The 15,471-nt window shown below is 61.2% G+C and carries 14 protein-coding genes; 7 read left to right on the top strand and 7 right to left on the bottom strand.

Features of this window, described 5'->3' with window-relative positions; all coding sequences use genetic code 11:
- Positions 1–40: 40 nt before the first annotated feature.
- Positions 41–589, bottom strand: a complete 549-nt coding sequence (locus tag AC1RT6_RS13730; protein ID WP_079445152.1) for a L,D-transpeptidase family protein — start codon at positions 587–589, stop codon at positions 41–43.
- A gap of 235 nt (positions 590–824) precedes the next feature.
- Here AC1RT6_RS13730 and AC1RT6_RS13725 point away from each other — a divergent pair, with 235 nt between their 5' ends.
- Both AC1RT6_RS13725 and AC1RT6_RS13720 read left to right on the top strand, forming a co-directional pair.
- Positions 825–1,511 carry a response regulator transcription factor gene (locus AC1RT6_RS13725; RefSeq protein ID WP_079445151.1) on the top strand — a complete coding sequence of 229 codons (687 nt, stop codon included), beginning with the start codon at positions 825–827 and terminating at the stop codon, positions 1,509–1,511.
- A 154-nt stretch (positions 1,512–1,665) separates the two neighbouring features.
- Positions 1,666–2,115, top strand: a complete 450-nt coding sequence (locus AC1RT6_RS13720; protein WP_079445150.1) for a cyclic nucleotide-binding domain-containing protein — start codon at positions 1,666–1,668, stop codon at positions 2,113–2,115.
- Between the two features lie 145 nt (positions 2,116–2,260).
- On the opposite strand, the gene AC1RT6_RS13715 is transcribed toward AC1RT6_RS13720, so the two are convergent.
- The 4 genes from AC1RT6_RS13715 to AC1RT6_RS13700 all read right to left on the bottom strand — a co-directional run bounded on the left by AC1RT6_RS13715 (position 2,261) and on the right by AC1RT6_RS13700 (position 8,185).
- Entirely contained in the window at positions 2,261–3,076 is an 816-nt protein-coding gene (locus AC1RT6_RS13715) for an exodeoxyribonuclease III (protein WP_079445149.1), read from the bottom strand.
- A 93-nt stretch (positions 3,077–3,169) separates the two neighbouring features.
- Positions 3,170–3,922, bottom strand: a complete 753-nt coding sequence (locus tag AC1RT6_RS13710; RefSeq protein ID WP_079445186.1) for an outer membrane lipoprotein carrier protein LolA — start codon at positions 3,920–3,922, stop codon at positions 3,170–3,172.
- A gap of 510 nt (positions 3,923–4,432) precedes the next feature.
- Positions 4,433–6,922, bottom strand: a complete 2,490-nt coding sequence (locus AC1RT6_RS13705) for a DNA translocase FtsK (RefSeq protein WP_079445147.1) — start codon at positions 6,920–6,922, stop codon at positions 4,433–4,435.
- 12 nt (positions 6,923–6,934) lie between these two features.
- Positions 6,935–8,185: an aminotransferase class I/II-fold pyridoxal phosphate-dependent enzyme gene (locus AC1RT6_RS13700; RefSeq protein WP_079445146.1), complete on the bottom strand. Its 1,251-nt coding sequence runs from the start codon at positions 8,183–8,185 to the stop codon at positions 6,935–6,937.
- Between the two features lie 248 nt (positions 8,186–8,433).
- Here AC1RT6_RS13700 and AC1RT6_RS13695 point away from each other — a divergent pair, with 248 nt between their 5' ends.
- Positions 8,434–8,694, top strand: coding sequence for a hypothetical protein (locus AC1RT6_RS13695; RefSeq protein WP_079445145.1), 261 nt, complete (start codon positions 8,434–8,436; stop codon positions 8,692–8,694).
- A gap of 132 nt (positions 8,695–8,826) precedes the next feature.
- Positions 8,827–9,681: a DUF3800 domain-containing protein gene (locus AC1RT6_RS13690; protein ID WP_493029505.1), complete on the top strand. Its 855-nt coding sequence runs from the start codon at positions 8,827–8,829 to the stop codon at positions 9,679–9,681.
- Positions 9,682–9,916: 235 nt separating this feature from the next.
- Here the strand turns inward: AC1RT6_RS13690 and AC1RT6_RS13685 are convergent, their stop codons facing one another.
- Entirely contained in the window at positions 9,917–11,137 is a 1,221-nt protein-coding gene (locus AC1RT6_RS13685; RefSeq protein ID WP_079445133.1) for a ubiquinone biosynthesis hydroxylase, read from the bottom strand.
- 169 nt (positions 11,138–11,306) lie between these two features.
- Here AC1RT6_RS13685 and tesB point away from each other — a divergent pair, with 169 nt between their 5' ends.
- A complete protein-coding gene (gene tesB, locus AC1RT6_RS13680) occupies positions 11,307–12,167 on the top strand; it encodes an acyl-CoA thioesterase II (RefSeq protein WP_079445132.1) in 861 nt (286 codons plus the stop codon).
- A gap of 112 nt (positions 12,168–12,279) precedes the next feature.
- On the opposite strand, the gene AC1RT6_RS13675 is transcribed toward tesB, so the two are convergent.
- Positions 12,280–13,164 (bottom strand): DUF4339 domain-containing protein, encoded by an 885-nt coding sequence (locus AC1RT6_RS13675; protein WP_079445131.1) that lies wholly within the window; start codon positions 13,162–13,164, stop codon positions 12,280–12,282.
- Positions 13,165–13,397: 233 nt separating this feature from the next.
- On the opposite strand from AC1RT6_RS13675, the gene AC1RT6_RS13670 reads away from it, so the two are divergent.
- Together AC1RT6_RS13670 and AC1RT6_RS13665 are read left to right on the top strand one after the other, a co-directional pair.
- Positions 13,398–13,736, top strand: coding sequence for a P-II family nitrogen regulator (locus AC1RT6_RS13670; RefSeq protein ID WP_079445130.1), 339 nt, complete (start codon positions 13,398–13,400; stop codon positions 13,734–13,736).
- Between the two features lie 92 nt (positions 13,737–13,828).
- Positions 13,829–15,145, top strand: coding sequence for an ammonium transporter (locus AC1RT6_RS13665; protein ID WP_079445129.1), 1,317 nt, complete (start codon positions 13,829–13,831; stop codon positions 15,143–15,145).
- Positions 15,146–15,471 lie beyond the last annotated feature (326 nt).

Below are 15,471 nucleotides of genomic sequence, written 5' to 3'. Positions count from 1 at the left end.
CTTCCTATCTTCCGCAAGGGAGAAGGAAAGCCCTTCAGCTTCACCCGATCATGATTTTCGTGCGTGGACCGATCCGCCGCAACAGCCGCAGCATGGCGGGTTGCGTCATCGCCACGCATCCAGCGGTCGGGCCAAAGTTGTCGCGCGCCAGATGCAGGAACACAGCGCTGCCGCGCCCTGCGATACGCGGGCGGGTGTTGTGATCGATTTCGATGATGAAGTCGTAGAGATGATCCTCGCGCGTCAACCGGTCGCCGGTTGCGCTCTGCGTCAGCCGAATCGGTCGATTGTAGCGCCGGTCGGCCGGATCCTCACACCAGGCATCAGTAGGTGTGATCGCGCGAACCGGCAGAAACGTCCTTGGCCGTGGATGCCGATCGGGCCGCCACCACAGCCGTATGGGCCGAAAAATCCCCTTTGGGGTGCCGCCATCGCCCTCGCGTTTGTTGGCCCGGATACCGCCGCGGCCGAGCGCCACCGCAATTGTCCGCCCTTCCGCGATCAACCAACCTCGCTGCGGTCGTCCGGCGGCGGCCCGAACGTGGATCGCCGCGAGCGGTCGATCACAGGAATGTGTCGTGCAAGGCATTGAAAAGTCTTAGCTTTGTGTGGAATGAGGAAGCCCCGCGCATTCTCTCAGCCGAGACGTCGATCCTGTATGTCATGACAGGGAACATTCATCCAAATTCTCCCCAGTTCTGGAGTACTCTGTTTGGACGATGAATCGCTGCAAATTCATGCGCCCGACGAATCGGGACTTAAATACCTGATGAAGGTAGCTGGCGCGCCCGCCGGGTGTTTCAGCCGCCAGGAGGATTGCATAAATGGCCAACGCCCGCAAAATCCTGATCGTGGACGACGATAACGATCTGCGCGATACGCTGGTCGAGCAACTGTCGCTGCATGAGGAATTCGAGGCGTCCGCCGTTGATACCGGCGCAAAGGGCGCCAGCGCGGCCAAAGCCCATTCGCCCGATCTCGTGCTGATGGACGTCGGCCTGCCCGACACGGATGGTCGCGAAGTGGTGCGCAGTTTGCGCAAGGGCGGCTTCAAGGCGCCGATCATCATGCTGACCGGTCACGACACCGATTCGGATACGATTCTGGGCCTTGAGTCCGGCGCCAATGACTATATCGCCAAACCGTTCCGCTTTGCGGTGCTGCTGGCACGCATCCGCGCGCAGTTGCGTCAGCATGAGGCCAGCGAGGACGCGGTATTTTCGGTCGGACCCTATAGTTTCCGGCCCGGCGCCAAAATGCTGACGACCGCCAATGCCAAGAAGGTGCGGCTGACCGAGAAGGAAACGGCGATTTTGCGCTTCCTCTACCGGGCCGGGCAGATTCCGGTGTCACGCGAGACCCTGTTGCAGGAGGTCTGGGGATACAACTCCGGAGTCACCACGCATACCCTGGAAACTCACATTTACCGGTTGCGCCAGAAGATCGAGAATGACGCTGCCAATCCGGAGATTCTGGTGACCGAAGCGGGTGGCTACAAGCTGGTGCCCTGATTCGGATGGAGTCAGAAGCGAGACTCTATGGTAGTTTCGAGGCGTTTCTTTCCGCGAGCCGGTATCCACTTCGTCCAAAAACGCTATAGGTTGACGACTCGTATCAGCTCCCGTCAAAACAGCCTTTGGGTGATCCGGAGCCGACCGGTTTTGCATGTCGATCGACGATGACGTTGTCCTGCTTGAGCGCGTCCCGACCCTGCGCTTGCTGGGCGCCGAGGCTTTGCGCGTGCTTGCCATCGGCGCAGAACAGCAGCAGTTCGCCAGCGGCTCGATCCTGTTTCGCGCGGGTGACGAGGCGGATGGGGGGTACGTCGTTCAGGAGGGCAGCTTTCGTATCCACGTCCCGGACGGCCACGATCGGGAAGTCGTCGCCGAGTGCGGCACGCTGATCGGGGAACTCGCTTTGATCGTCCCGATATCGCGGCAGGCCACCGCGATTGCGCGGGAATATTCGATGGTGATCCGCGTTTCACGCACCCTGTTTCTGCGCGTGCTTGACAGCTATCCCGCCGCCGCCCACCGCCTTCGCGACGAACTCGCCAACCGCACCCGGCAAACGACCAGCGACATCCTGATGGCATCGGCGAAACTGAGTAGTTAAAGCGTTTTCGAGCGAAGTGGATACCGGTTCGCGTGAAGAAAACGCGTCAAATCAAAAACACAAAGTCTTTGATCCCGACCCGACGGGCTGTGCCATCGCAAAGTGGAAACCGGCTTTCGGATAAGATCCGCCGTGGCGTCGGCACTCACACCTCGATCACCGCCGTCACCGGCACATGATCGGATGGACGCTGCCAGCCTCGGGCGTCGCGGGTGATGCGGAAGTCCCGGATTCCGCCGCGCAGCGCTTCGGAGACCCAGATATGGTCAAGTCTGCGGCCGCGGTTGGCGGCAACCCAGTCAGCGGCGCGATAGCTCCACCACGTATAGACTTTCTCCGACATCGGAATCCGCGCGCGAGCGATGTCGATCCAGTTGCCGTGATTCTGCACGCCGAGCAGCTTCTCGCATTCGATGGGCGTATGCGAGACGATTTTCAGGAGTTGCCTGTGCGACCAGACGTCGTTCTCATGTGGCGCGACATTGAGATCGCCGACCAGCACATGCCGGTCGCCGTTGCCCGGATGCAGCGGCGCACAGGCTTTCATCTCGTCGAGAAATTGCAGCTTGTGGGCAAACTTCGGATTGAGCACGGGATCGGGAATGTCGCCACCCGCGGGCACATAGAAGTTATGGAGCACCAGCGGCGCGGCGAGACCCGCTCTTCCGCCGAAGATCACACTGACGTGGCGGGAGTCGATCTTGTCGCAGAACGTGCGGATGTTGCTGGCGTCAAATGGCAGCTTCGAGACCACCGCCACCCCGTGATATCCCTTCTGCCCGTTGAGCGCGACGTGCTCATAGCCGAGTCGGCGGAAGCGTTTCAGCGGAAAGGCGTCATCGGGGCATTTGGTCTCCTGCAGGCACAACACGTCCGGCCGTTGCGCTTTCAGAAACTTGGCGACCAGATCGATGCGCAGCCGCACCGAATTGATATTCCAGGTGGTGAAGGTGAGATGCATGAATTCCGGTGAAGACGTCGACAGGTCTATGTGCCGTCATACGCGGGCCTGACCCGCGTATCCATCAATAATCGATCTGCGCGTTGTAGCGCCTCAGTTATTCGTCGAGGTCGGATAATTGGTATAATCGATCTTGAACAGAGCGGGATCGAGCTTCGCCGTGGCATTGAGATTGTAGATCGCCACCGTGGTGTCGTAGCCCTGCGGATCGGTTATGGTCCACTGCTTGAGCTTGCCGTCCTTGACGCCGACCATCAGCATGAGGCGGGAGGTGCCGACCAGCGCCTGCTTCTCTTCGATGGTGACGCTGATGTAGAGATCGTCCGACGTCACGGCGACGACGTTGGTATCCCTCATCAGGTCGATGCGGTCCGACAACAGATAGCGCAGCGGCGTTTGCGCCAGCGGGTACACATCCTGGGTCGCGAGCTTGGTGTCACGAACAACGAGCGACGAGCCGTCGGAAATCATCGCGATCGGTGACGGAGGGTCGTATTCGAACCGTACTTTGCCCGGCTTCTGGATGTAAAATTCGCCGGTTGATCGGCTGCCATCAGGGCCGACCTGTACGAAATTTCCGGCAAGCGTCCGCAGCGACGATAGATAGGCACTGACTCGTGCCGCCGCCGCTTTCTGATCCGCGCTGAAAGTTGCAAAAATATTGGCCGGTACGTTGCGGCGCGGATCGGGAATGATCGGGTCCGGCGGTCGCGTGGTTCCGGTCACCTCCGGCTGGGCCGTCTGCACCACCATCGCCGCGGGTGCTCCGTTGCGGGCCTTAGGGGCCGGTTGCGGGAGCGGAACGGCCTCGGCGAGGGCAGGCGTAACAAGAACAAGAAGACCCATGGTCAGCGCCGCCGCGAGCCGGACCACGCCGAGGCGCGCGCGGATCGGACGACTGGCCGCGGATGAATGTGTCACGTCTCTACTCAATGTTTCGTCCTGTCCGCCGGAGGCGTTCCTTCTACAGTGCTTCGCGGCGTTGCGGATATCGCTTTTTTCCCCGACCGGATCCGAGGGATGGCCGCCGCGCGGGAGTTCGCCTCAACTGCGCTGAACCCGATACCATCGCATCTCTCTGATCGAGCGTGATCTCGTCTGAAAATCTGCTTCCAGTTTTCAAAAATCATGCTCAAGCGGAAGGTGGCTGCAACGATATGCAAGTTTGAACCGGGCCCCTAGAAGCGGAATGAGGAAAAGTGTCGTGCGGTTTTCCGCCCGCATTCCGCTTCTCATAATCGGAATCGATCACGTTGATGATTTTGGATCGATTCGATCCAGAATCATCGTGATCTAGTTTGGTGCTGTGGCGATTTCGCGGCTCCGGAAACTCGATCATCGTCATACCGTCATGGATCAGAAGTGGCCTTCTTCTTCCTCGATCAGGATTTCGCGCTTTCCTGCGTGATTGGCCTGCCCGACGATGCCTTCGAGTTCCATGCGCTCCATCAGCGAAGCGGCGCGGTTGTACCCGATCTGAAGACGGCGCTGGATATAGCTGGTCGAAGCCTTACGGTCGCGCTTCACGATCGCAACAGCCTGCGCGAACAGATCGCCGCCGCCGTCGCTGCCCATGCTCGTGCCGTCGAACACCGCGCCGTCCTCGCCCTCAGCGGGCTCTTCGGCCGTGACCGCCTCGAGATATTCGGGAGCACCTTGCGTTTTGAGATGGCGAACCACCTTCTCGACTTCTTCGTCGGATGCGAACGGCCCGTGCACGCGCGAGATGCGGCCGCCGCCGGCCATGTAGAGCATGTCGCCCTGGCCGAGTAGTTGCTCGGCGCCCATCTCGCCGAGAATGGTGCGGCTGTCGATCTTGGACGTCACCTGGAAGGCGATGCGGGTCGGGAAGTTGGCCTTGATGGTGCCGGTAATGACATCGACCGACGGACGCTGCGTTGCGAGGATGACGTGGAGGCCGGCGGCGCGCGCCATCTGCGCAAGACGCTGGACCGCGCCTTCGATATCCTTGCCCGCGACCATCATCAGGTCGGCCATTTCATCCACGATAATGACGATGAAGGGCAGCGGCTCGAACTCGAGCTTCTCTTGCTCGTAGATCGCCTTGCCGGTTTCCTTGTCGAAGCCGGTATGCACCGTGCGCGTCAGATCCTCGCCCTTGGCCTTCGCCTCGAGGAGGCGGGTATTGTAGCCGTCGATATTGCGCACGCCGAGTTTGGCCATCTTCTTGTAGCGCTCTTCCATCTCGCGCACGGCCCATTTCAGCGCGACGACCGCCTTCTTCGGATCGGTCACCACCGGTGTCAGCAGATGCGGGATGCCGTCATAGACCGAGAGTTCGAGCATCTTTGGATCGACCATGATGAGACGGCACTGATCGGGCCGCAGCCGGTACAGCAGGCTGAGAATCATGGTGTTGATTGCGACCGATTTGCCGGAGCCGGTGGTGCCGGCGATCAGCATATGCGGGGTGCGCGCGAGATCGATGATGACCGGGTCGCCGCCGATCGTCTTGCCGAGGCAGAGCGGCAGCTTGGCGACCGAGTCGGTCGCCTCCCTCGCGGTGAGCAATTCGCGCAAGTAAACTTTTTCGCGGTGCGCGTTCGGCAGTTCGATGCCGATGGCGTTGCGGCCGGCGACCACCGCGACGCGCGCCGACAGCGCGCTCATGGAACGCGCGATATCGTCGGCAAGGCCGATGACGCGTGACGACTTGATGCCGGGCGCGGGCTCGAGTTCATACAGCGTCACCACCGGTCCGGGATTGGCTTTCACGATTTCGCCGCGCACGCCAAAGTCGCCAAGCACGCCTTCCAGCGCCCGCGAATTGGTTTCCAGTTCGGACTTGCTGAGCGGCTGGCGGTCGGAGGCGCGCGGCGCGCTCAGAACGTTGACCGAAGGCAATTCGAACTTGCCGGGTTTCTTCGCTGGCTGACGGGGAGCGGCCTTCCGGCGCGGCGCGCTGACAACCGGCGCATCATCGCTCTCCTCCTCGTCGTCCGCTTCGTCCTCGTCATCGTCATCAAGGTCATCGTCAAGGTCGCTCCGGGTCGGCGCCAGGGAGGGAGCGATATGTCCGCCGCCGAGGTTCGGTTCCTGACGCTCGAACGCCAGCGCCCCCGACTTCTGCGGCGCGCTCGACACCAGCGACTTATAGGCCAGCGCGAGCAGTGCCCCGAGCCTGAGGCGCTTGAATCGCGCCTTCGCGCTCATCATCGCGTGAACCGCCCAGCCCAGCGAGACCGAGGCGTGGTCGCCGCTCTCATCAAACGGCAGGTCGTCCTCGATTTCGCGCGACTCGTCGGCGGGCTGCGATCTGATTCCGCTGGCCCAAAGGAATGTCGCGGCCATGACCGGCAGGAAGATCGCGCCGAGCACGATGCTCTGCACCACGCTCGCCGGGCCGAACAGAATCGCGGGCGCCCGCACCAGCGCGTCGCCGACCACGCCACCGAGACCGGTGGGCAGCGGCCATGCGCCGTTGTGAGGCCAGCAACTGGCGAAGCCGGCGGCGGTTATGGTGCAAAGAATCCAGCAGCCGAGACGCGTGGCCTCGCGATCGAACGGGCGATGAGTCAGCATCCGCCATCCCCAGATCGCCACCGGCAGGATCAGCATGATCGCGCCGAGACCGAGAATCTGCATCAGAAGATCTGCGCCGATCGCGCCGGGATAGCCGAGGACGTTGTGGATCGCGCGCGAGGTGGCGTGGCTGAGGCTCGGGTCCTGTACCGACCACGTCATCAGCGCGGCCGCAGCAGCGCCGGACAAGGCGATCATGCCGAGCCCGGTGAGTTCGCGCAAGCGCCGGCCGAGCGGCTCGCGGATCGACGGCGGTATATGATCGACGATGGGAAAAAGGCGTTCGATCGCTGCCATGCTCATGGGATCCCGCGATTAGTCGAGAGTTTTCACCAGCCGATGCAATGCCTCGGCCGTTGTTTCAGTGTCCGCTACGAGCGCCAGACGGATATAGCCCGCGCCGGGATTTAAGCCGTCGGCTTGCGGACGCGCCAGATAGCTTCCGGGCACGACGCGAATGCCGGCTTCCTTGTAGAGCCTGACGGCCACGGCCTCGTCGCCGCCATAAGCGGAGACATCCAGCCAGATGCAGAAGCCGCCGGCCGGGCGGCTGTAGCCGAAGCGATGGCCGAGGATCTGGTCGGCGAGGTCGAATTTGAGCCGGTAGAGCCGGCGGTTCTCCTCGACATGCGCTTCGTCGCCATAGGCCGCCACCGCGACATGCTGCAGCGGCACCGGCACCTGAGGCGACGCGACGTTGCGCAATTCATGAAACGCGGAAAGGAATTTGCCATCGCCGGCCGCGAAGCCGACCCGTAGCCCCGGCAGGTTCGAGCGTTTCGACAGCGACTGGAACGCGACGACGTTGGCGAAATCCGGCCCCGCGCATTCCAGCGCGCTGCCGGGCGCGTCCCGCGTGTAGATTTCCGAGTAGCATTCGTCCGAGAACACGAGGAAGCCGTGACGGCGCGCCAGCGCGATCAGGCGCGAGAGGTAATCGCGCGAAGCCGTCGTTCCTTGCGGGTTGGCGGGGGAGGCGAGATAGATCGCGACCGTCCGCGCCAGCGTGCTCTCATCGATGGAATCGAGGTCGGGCAGGAAACCGTTGGCGCGCGTGGTCGGCAGGAAGATGGTTTCGCAATGGGCAGCGCGTGCGCCCGCGCCATACGCCGGGTAAAACGGGTTCGGCATCAGGATGGCCGGCGTGCCCATGCGGGGCGCGACGTAGCGGGCGGCGGCGATCGCGGCGAAAAACAGCCCCTCACGGCTGCCGTTCAGCACCAGAATCTCGGTCTCGGGATCGACGGCACGGGGCAGGGCGAAGCGCCTCGACAGCCAGTTCGCGGCCGTGCGGCGGAACGGCTCGATCCCCCGCGCCATCGGATAACGTCGGAACTCGTTGATATATTGAGACAATATCGGAGCGACGAAGTCGGGCGGCGGGTGCTGCGGCTCGCCCAGCGACAACGTGATCAGAGGTTGTCCCGGCTCGTAGGGCGCAAGCAGCTCCGCCGTCCGCGCGAACGGGGACCGCTCGGCCGGCGTCGTGGACGCAGCTCTGCTGGCGGCGGACTCGGCCGGACTGACGGCGTCTGGCGCCGCGCACGATGAAGCGGTGGTTGCCATCGGTTAAGCGTCAACACTTTCAAGACGTTCGGCCGCACCCAATAGCCGGACGAAAGACAGTTGAGTACCATAGGTACGGCGAGGTTAAGACGCGATTAACCATCGGCGGGAGAGCGTGTTTTCGCACTCTGTTCTGATGCCTTCATGGGGACTGTGTGCTTTCCACACCCATCCTCCATTTGGACTCCCGAGTCCGCTTGCGACTCGCTTAGGTTGTAATTCTTCCAATCACGACCAAGGAAAGTTCAATGTTCGGTTCTACCAAATGCGGAAAGTGTGAAGGCGCTGCGTTCAAATTGCAGGAAGTGAACGTGAACGGTGCCGCATACAGGATGTACGCAATCCAATGCACGAGTTGCCAGACGCCAATTGGCGTTACTGAATATTTCGACAACGGTTCTCTTCTGAAGAAGCAAGAGAAGGCGATTGCTGATTTGGGCCAGAAGATTAGTCACATTGAAAATGCGGTGAATCAAATCGCTTACGCCCTGCAATCGTTGCGGCGATAGCTGCTCGGTATTAATCGTTAACGCACATCCCAACGGTTGCTCTAACTGTAGTCGTAGCGCGGCCGTCAATAATAGCGCGGTCTTCGATTTTTTTGCAGGAGCGCGCGGCTTCCTTGAAGGTGTCTAGCCTGCATGCCGGTATCTTTCGTTGTGTACATTGATGAGTCTGGTGATACGGGACTCGAACAAATCAAAAAACCGGATGATCCAAAAGGGGGGACCGAATGGCTCGTTCTGTCCGCCTTTTTAGTAAGGATTCAAAACGATTCCGAGATGGTCACATGGACTCGGGACGTTCAAAAACAGTTTATCAGTAGGCGGGCTGACTTGCATTTCAACAAGCTGCTGCCTTTCAAAAAAACACACGTTTGTGCAGCCTTGGCGACGAAGCCTGCGAGGTGTTTCGTCGCGATGTCCAACAAAAAGAACATCGAGAAATACAAAAATCCGCGCCTAGACGATGACAATAAAGCCTGGATTTATTGGTTTCTGACTCGCTTGCTATTGGAACGCGTCACGGCGTTTTGCGCCCAACATGTCCCAGAAGCGCGGAAAGACCAAGACAAGCTTCGCATTATATTTTCCCGACGTGGTGACCTCACCTACAAGGATTTTACCGATTACCTTCGGAGGATGTTCTACGAGAGGGGCGCTCAGGTTTTAGGCTACAAGGAGCTTGTTTGGTCTGTCATCGATTTCGATGAAATTTATGCACACGATCATGGTGACAGAGCAGGCCTTCAACTGGCCGATGTAATCGCGGGTTCTTTTTTCCAAGCCGTTGAACTCAACCGAGGTGCTCAAGTCGAGTGCGATCCGTCCTATGCAAAGCTTCTAAAGCCACTCATGCATCATAATGGGAGACGCTGGTATCTCGGGTTTGGCGTAAAACCAATGCCGCTGCTTGGAGAAATGAACCTTACCGATCCGCAGAAGGAGCTTTTCACTTTCTACGGAGCTAATGCGAATAGTTGGAGGAAAAAGTGAGCAGGCCCCCGGCTCCTAATATGATCCTTTTGAAGGGATCATTGCCTCGCGCGATTGGAGACTCGGAGTGGTCCCGACGTTGCCTGCTCAGGTTAAACCTATAGCAGATTCATCGTTGTGAATCAATACGTTAGTAAACTATTGGTATGACTCGTTTATTCTAAGGCTTGATCCACGCCAAGCACAATCCGGCTGTTGTAGCGGAAATCAAACTTCGACACCGATCTCGCGAGGCCTACAGCGCCTCGCCTTTTAGAAGCCGTGGCATCTCGCCGGTCAGTCCCGCCGCCTGGCGGATGAACGCGTTCTTCAAAGGCGGCATTCGGTCGACCAGACCGAGGCCGATGTCGCGCACGCTGCGCAGCAGCGCCGATTCGTTCGAGAACAAAACATTGAGCGTGTTGGTGGCGAAGCCCATCGCCATGGTGTCGAAGCGCCGCCAGCGCTGATAGCGCTCGAGCACATCGGGCTGCCCCGGATCGATGCCGAGCCTGACAGCGTCGACTATGGTTTCCGCCAGCGCAGCGACATCCTTCAGTCCGAGGTTCAGGCCCTGACCCGCGATCGGGTGAATCACATGCGCCGCGTCGCCGACCAGCGCCAGCCGCTCGGCGATGAATGAGCGCGCGACGAAATAGTGAAGCGGGAATGCGCGCGGCTTGTCGAGCGCCTTGATCTCGCCGAGGTGCAGGCCGAAGCGCTGCTCCAGTTCGGCATGAAATTCTTCTTCGGCAAGCGCGACGATGCGCGCGGCATCCGCCCGCTTCTCGGTCCATACCAGCGACGAGCGTCGGCCTGTCAGCGGCAGGATCGCGAACGGCCCGGCGGGGAGAAAATGTTCTTCGGCGCGGCCCTGATGGTCGCGTTCGTGGCCGACGGTGACGACGATGCCGGACTGGTCGTACTCCCAGCCGTGGGTGGCGATTCCGGCGCGCTCGCGCAGCCTTGAACGCGCACCGTCTGCCGCCACCAGAAGGCTTGCGTCAATCGTCGAGCCGTCGGCCAGCGAGACCATGACTCCGCCCGGCCGCACGTCGTTTCCCGTCACCGCGGTCGCGCGCAACTCGACGCCCTCCGCTTCCGCACGAGACGCCAGCGCCTCGATCAGATAACGATTCTCGACCATGTGCGCGAACGGTTCGCCCGGCTCGACCTCGCCGGTAAACGTCAGAAATGTCGGACGGGTGGCGTCCTCGAGCTTGGAATCCGTGACCACCATATCGAGGATCGGCTGCGCGGTGCCGGCGACCTCGTTCCAGACCCCGAGCGTCTCGAACAGGCGGCGGCAGGCGGCAACGATCGCGGTAGCGCGCGGATCGCGGCTCGGCCGGTTTGCCAGCGCCGGATCGGCGACCACGATCGGAACTCCGGCGCCCAGCCCCTGGCGCAGCGCCAGCGCCAGCGCCAGTCCCGCGAATGCGCCGCCGCAGATGACAATGCTCTGTTGTGTCGTCATGGTACGCCTTGCTTCTGTGCTGCCGCAGTATAGCCGGTCGAAACGGGTTTCCAAACGTTGCTTCTTTAGCACCCGCTCGGCCCGTGTCGTCGTTCCAGGACGGCTAGAGGCCGCGAACCCCCGGGATTTACGGTATGACAACGCATGAGTTCATGGTGAAGGCGCCGCGATGTCCAAAAGTCTGATCGATCTGATCTCGATCCTCGATCTGGAGCCGATCGAGGAAAACCTGTTCCGCGGCAACAGCCCGAAGACGGGCTGGCAGCGGGTGTTCGGCGGGCAGGTGATCGCGCAGGCGATGGTGGCCGCGTGCCGCACCGTCGAAGGCCGCCTGCCGCATTCACTGCATTGTTATTTCATTCTGCCGGGCGACCCCGCGATCCCGATCATCTATCAGGTGGAGCGGTTGCGCGACGGCAAAAGCTACTCGACGCGGCGCGTCACCGCGATCCAGCACGGCCGCGCCATCTTCTCGCTCATGGTGTCGTTCCATGCGGAAGAGGAAGGCGCCTTCAATCATCAGGATCGGATGCCCGACGTGCCGCCGCCGGAGCAACTCTCGCCGGAGGAATTCGTCAAGCAGCCGATGTTCAAGGAGGTGCCCGAGTTCATCCGCCGTTACTATGAATCGGACAGGCCGATCGAACTGCGCCCGGTCGAACTCAACCGCTACTTCGGCGAGAAGATCGAGGACGGTCGTGTCCATGTCTGGATCCGCACCGCGTCGAGTCTGCCTGACGACCCGGCGCTGCACATGTGCGCGCTGGCCTATGCGTCGGATTTCGCCCTGCTGGATGCGGTGATGGCGCGCTACGGCCGCACGCTGTTCGATAAGCATATGATGGCGGCATCGCTCGATCATGCCATGTGGTTTCACCGCCCGTTCCGCGCTGACGAGTGGCTGCTCTATGCGCAGGATTCGCCGAATGCCCAGAACGGCCGTGGTCTCGCCCGCGGCCTGATCTTCAAGCAGGACGGCACGCTGGTCGCGTCCGTGGTGCAGGAAGGCTCGGTGCGCGAGCGGCGCTAGAGCGGGATGAGGAAAAGTGTGTGCGGTTTTCCGCCCCGCATCCCGCTTTTCAAGATGTGAGAATCGATCACGTGCATGATCTTGGATCGATTCGATCCGAAATCATCATTATCTAAGCCGCCCGCGGCGACAGTTCGATCTGCGAGATGTACCAGCGCGCGATCCAGCTGAGCACCCATGGGATCGGGATGATCAATATGCAGCCGATCGCAACCACCACCGTTCGCCACAACACCTCAAGGCCGCTGGCATTGAAGATAATCTCGCGCCGGGTGCCATCAATGTTGCGGAACATCCAGCGCGTCATCGCCGTGATGACCCATGCCCCGCCGATGATGGTGATGAGCGAGAGATGGAGCAGCACAGTCCAGCCGACGTAATGCATGGCGTCGCCCCGGAACGAAAGCTGAAGCGGCCGTCCGTTGGCGCTGATATTCGCCACGATCCATTTAATCGTCATCCACGACAGCCAGGCCTGCACCGGAATCAGGATGAACTCGATATAAGGTATACCGGTCACGCCGGAGTAGGTGCACAGCGCGCTCAACACGAATACCCACCAGATATCCATCGGCTGGCCGGTAAATCCGAGATCGGGCCGCTGCGGCACCCGTACCTGAGAGATGAACCATCGGTAGAAGCTCGTGGCCACCCAGGGTGCCGGAACGACCAGCAGGAAGCCGATGACGAAGATCAGGCTGCGCCCGAGCAACTCCCAGATGCTGAAATCCGCCGACAGCGAGTCGCCGGCACGGCCGTCACTGCCGGTCAGCGACTCGCCTCCATGCGCGGGCCCCGGCGGCATGCGCGCAGCGGCCATAGCACCGGACAGGAGGCCCGGAATATCGCCGGCTCTTTCCCAGGCGGACATGCCCTCGGTCCAGACGCGAGTGTCGGCGTTCACGGTGCCGCGGACGATGAAATCCCGCAGCCGGTCTTCGGAATACGGGCCTTGCTGGGTGTTTCCAGAGGCGAAAAACCACAGACGGTTCGGCATGAATTTCCCCAAGACGCATCGGCTCTTGCCGGTGGTCCCCTTTAGTCGCAACGACGCGAACCTGGTTCAGGCGAAAAACCGGCCCCGTCCGTGCCGAGGTCTCCACACTGTGACAAACCCTCGGCATGTTTTTCGTCCAGGCTGCAAGTTTTTTGTGCGAGTTGCACGGAAAGATGTCAGACTCAATCGTGCGGAGTCAGCTAACGTATTGTCCATTGAGCGGAAGCGTCATCATGAAATTCGTCGTCGCCGTTATTAAACCTTTCAAGCTCGACGAGGTCCGCCAAGCGCTGACCGCGATCGGGGTGCATGGCATGACCGTGACCGAGGTCAAAGGCTACGGCCGCCAGAAGGGCCATACCGAGATCTATCGCGGCGCCGAATATGTCGTAAACTTCTTGCCTAAGCTACGGATCGAGGTCGCAGTGTCGTCGGAGCTTGCGGACAAGGCGGTGGAGGTCATCACCGCGGCCGCGCGCACCGGCCAGATCGGCGACGGCAAGATCTTCGTGATTCCAATCGATCACGCCCTGCGCATTCGCACGGGCGAGACCGACAGCGACGCGCTGTGACGATGTGAACGTGTTCCCGGCGCGGCGAAGCAGCGCGAAGACCGCTGCACCACGTCGGTGACATAAGAGAATCCGAAAGTCGGGGAACAACAATGGGGGCACTTTTGCGTTGGGCAGCAGGCGCTGCGACGACAATCGTTGCAATCACGATTTTCGTAACGACAGGGACGCCGGCCTTTGCGGACAGCGCCACTTCAACTGTCAGCGCCGCCGATACCGCATGGATGATCGTCGCCACGGCCTTCGTGCTGATGATGACGATCCCGGGGCTGGCGCTGTTCTATTCGGGCATGGTGCGCAAAAAGAACGTGCTGGCGACGATGGCGCAAAGCCTCGCAGCGGTGGTGGTGATTTCGATTCTGTGGGTGGCGTTCGGTTACTCGCTGGCGTTCACAGGCGACGGGCCGTGGCTGGGATCGCCCGGCCGCATGTTTCTCGCCGGTATGAGCATGGACGCCGTCAATCCCGCGGCAAAGACCATCCCCGAAGCACTGTTCATGCTTTACCAGATGACCTTCGCGATCATCACCGTGGCGCTGGTGGCGGGCTCGGTGGCCGACCGGATGCGCTTCTCGGCCTATCTGCTGTTTTCGATCGGCTGGTTTATCTTTGTCTACATTCCGCTTGCGCATTGGGTGTGGGGCGGCGGCTTCCTCGGCGCTGCCGGCGTGCAGGATTTCGCGGGCGGGCTGGTGGTGCATCTCAGCGCCGGCGTAGGGGGGCTGGTCGCGGCGAAAGTCCTCGGTAGCCGTCACGGCTATGGTTCGGACAATTTGTCGCCCTACGATTTGTCCCTCGCTGTGATGGGCACGGGGCTTTTGTGGGTCGGCTGGTTCGGATTCAACGGCGGCTCCGCGCTGGCTGCGAATTCGCGCGCGGTGATGGCGATTATCGCCACGCATCTCGCCGCCTGCGCCGGCGCGCTGACATGGGCAGCCATCGAGTGGGCGACGCGGCGCAAGCCCTCCGTACTCGGCATGATCTCGGGCGCGGTTGCGGGTCTCGGCACGATCACGCCGGCCTCCGGCTTTGTCACGCCCCTGCAAGGCATCATCATCGGAATCGTTGCCGGACTGATCTGCTATTGGGCCTGCACCAGCCTCAAGCATCGCTTCCGCTATGACGATTCGCTCGACGTATTCGGCGTCCACGGCATTGGCGGACTGACCGGGACCCTGCTGCTCGGGGTGTTCGCGACCTCGTCGATCGGCGGCGTGCCTGGCCTGCTCGAAGGCAATCCGCGCCAGTTGCTGCTGCAGCTCTATGGCGTGGCCGTCACCCTGCTCTGGTCAGGTGCGGTGACTTACGGCCTCCTCAAGCTGGTCGGCGCTTTCGTGGCGCTACGGGTCTCCCGCGAGAACGAGCTGGAAGGTCTCGACATTTCCCAGCACGGCGAGGCGCTGCAATAGCCGCATGACGACTTCGATATGACGGCGTTTTCCTTGGCCCGGTTCTGGTTTCAGAAGCGGGGGCTTTTCTGATCGGTACCGGTGTTTCGAACCTCTCGAACGCACTCCTGATGCCTTCCCCTTGAGCAAAATATCCTGAAAGCCGGACGCTGCCTTTCTTTTGGGCAGGTGTGGTCAGGCTTTGAGCGGAGTGTTCCGTCCGATGGCGCACCGCGTGGCAGCCGAGCCAAAAAGCCTTGAATTCATAGGTCGTTAAGCAATTGGGCCGGTTTGGCACAGCATTTGATTCCCTGGTTGCGGCTGCGCCTGCGCCGCGACCCTTCCCG

It is taken from the genome of Nitrobacter sp. MLSD-S21 (assembly GCF_058809865.1).
This window is presented reverse-complemented; position numbering and strand designations above follow the sequence as displayed.

What these genes read in the sequence shown, in the direction of transcription:
- tesB (WP_079445132.1), top strand. Translation starts at nt 11,307, where the DNA reads ATGTCCAAAAGTCTGATCGATCTGATCTCGATCCTCGATCTGGAGCCG.
- AC1RT6_RS13705 (WP_079445147.1), bottom strand. Translation starts at nt 6,922, where the DNA reads ATGAGCATGGCAGCGATCGAACGCCTTTTTCCCATCGTCGATCATATA.
- AC1RT6_RS13730 (WP_079445152.1), bottom strand. Translation starts at nt 589, where the DNA reads ATGCCTTGCACGACACATTCCTGTGATCGACCGCTCGCGGCGATCCAC.
- AC1RT6_RS13700 (WP_079445146.1), bottom strand. Translation starts at nt 8,185, where the DNA reads ATGGCAACCACCGCTTCATCGTGCGCGGCGCCAGACGCCGTCAGTCCG.
- AC1RT6_RS13685 (WP_079445133.1), bottom strand. Translation starts at nt 11,137, where the DNA reads ATGACGACACAACAGAGCATTGTCATCTGCGGCGGCGCATTCGCGGGA.
- AC1RT6_RS13710 (WP_079445186.1), bottom strand. Translation starts at nt 3,922, where the DNA reads ATGGGTCTTCTTGTTCTTGTTACGCCTGCCCTCGCCGAGGCCGTTCCG.
- AC1RT6_RS13675 (WP_079445131.1), bottom strand. Translation starts at nt 13,164, where the DNA reads ATGCCGAACCGTCTGTGGTTTTTCGCCTCTGGAAACACCCAGCAAGGC.
- AC1RT6_RS13715 (WP_079445149.1), bottom strand. Translation starts at nt 3,076, where the DNA reads ATGCATCTCACCTTCACCACCTGGAATATCAATTCGGTGCGGCTGCGC.
- AC1RT6_RS13665 (WP_079445129.1), top strand. Translation starts at nt 13,829, where the DNA reads ATGGGGGCACTTTTGCGTTGGGCAGCAGGCGCTGCGACGACAATCGTT.
- AC1RT6_RS13720 (WP_079445150.1), top strand. Translation starts at nt 1,666, where the DNA reads ATGTCGATCGACGATGACGTTGTCCTGCTTGAGCGCGTCCCGACCCTG.
- AC1RT6_RS13670 (WP_079445130.1), top strand. Translation starts at nt 13,398, where the DNA reads ATGAAATTCGTCGTCGCCGTTATTAAACCTTTCAAGCTCGACGAGGTC.
- AC1RT6_RS13695 (WP_079445145.1), top strand. Translation starts at nt 8,434, where the DNA reads ATGTTCGGTTCTACCAAATGCGGAAAGTGTGAAGGCGCTGCGTTCAAA.
- AC1RT6_RS13725 (WP_079445151.1), top strand. Translation starts at nt 825, where the DNA reads ATGGCCAACGCCCGCAAAATCCTGATCGTGGACGACGATAACGATCTG.
- AC1RT6_RS13690 (WP_493029505.1), top strand. Translation starts at nt 8,827, where the DNA reads ATGCCGGTATCTTTCGTTGTGTACATTGATGAGTCTGGTGATACGGGA.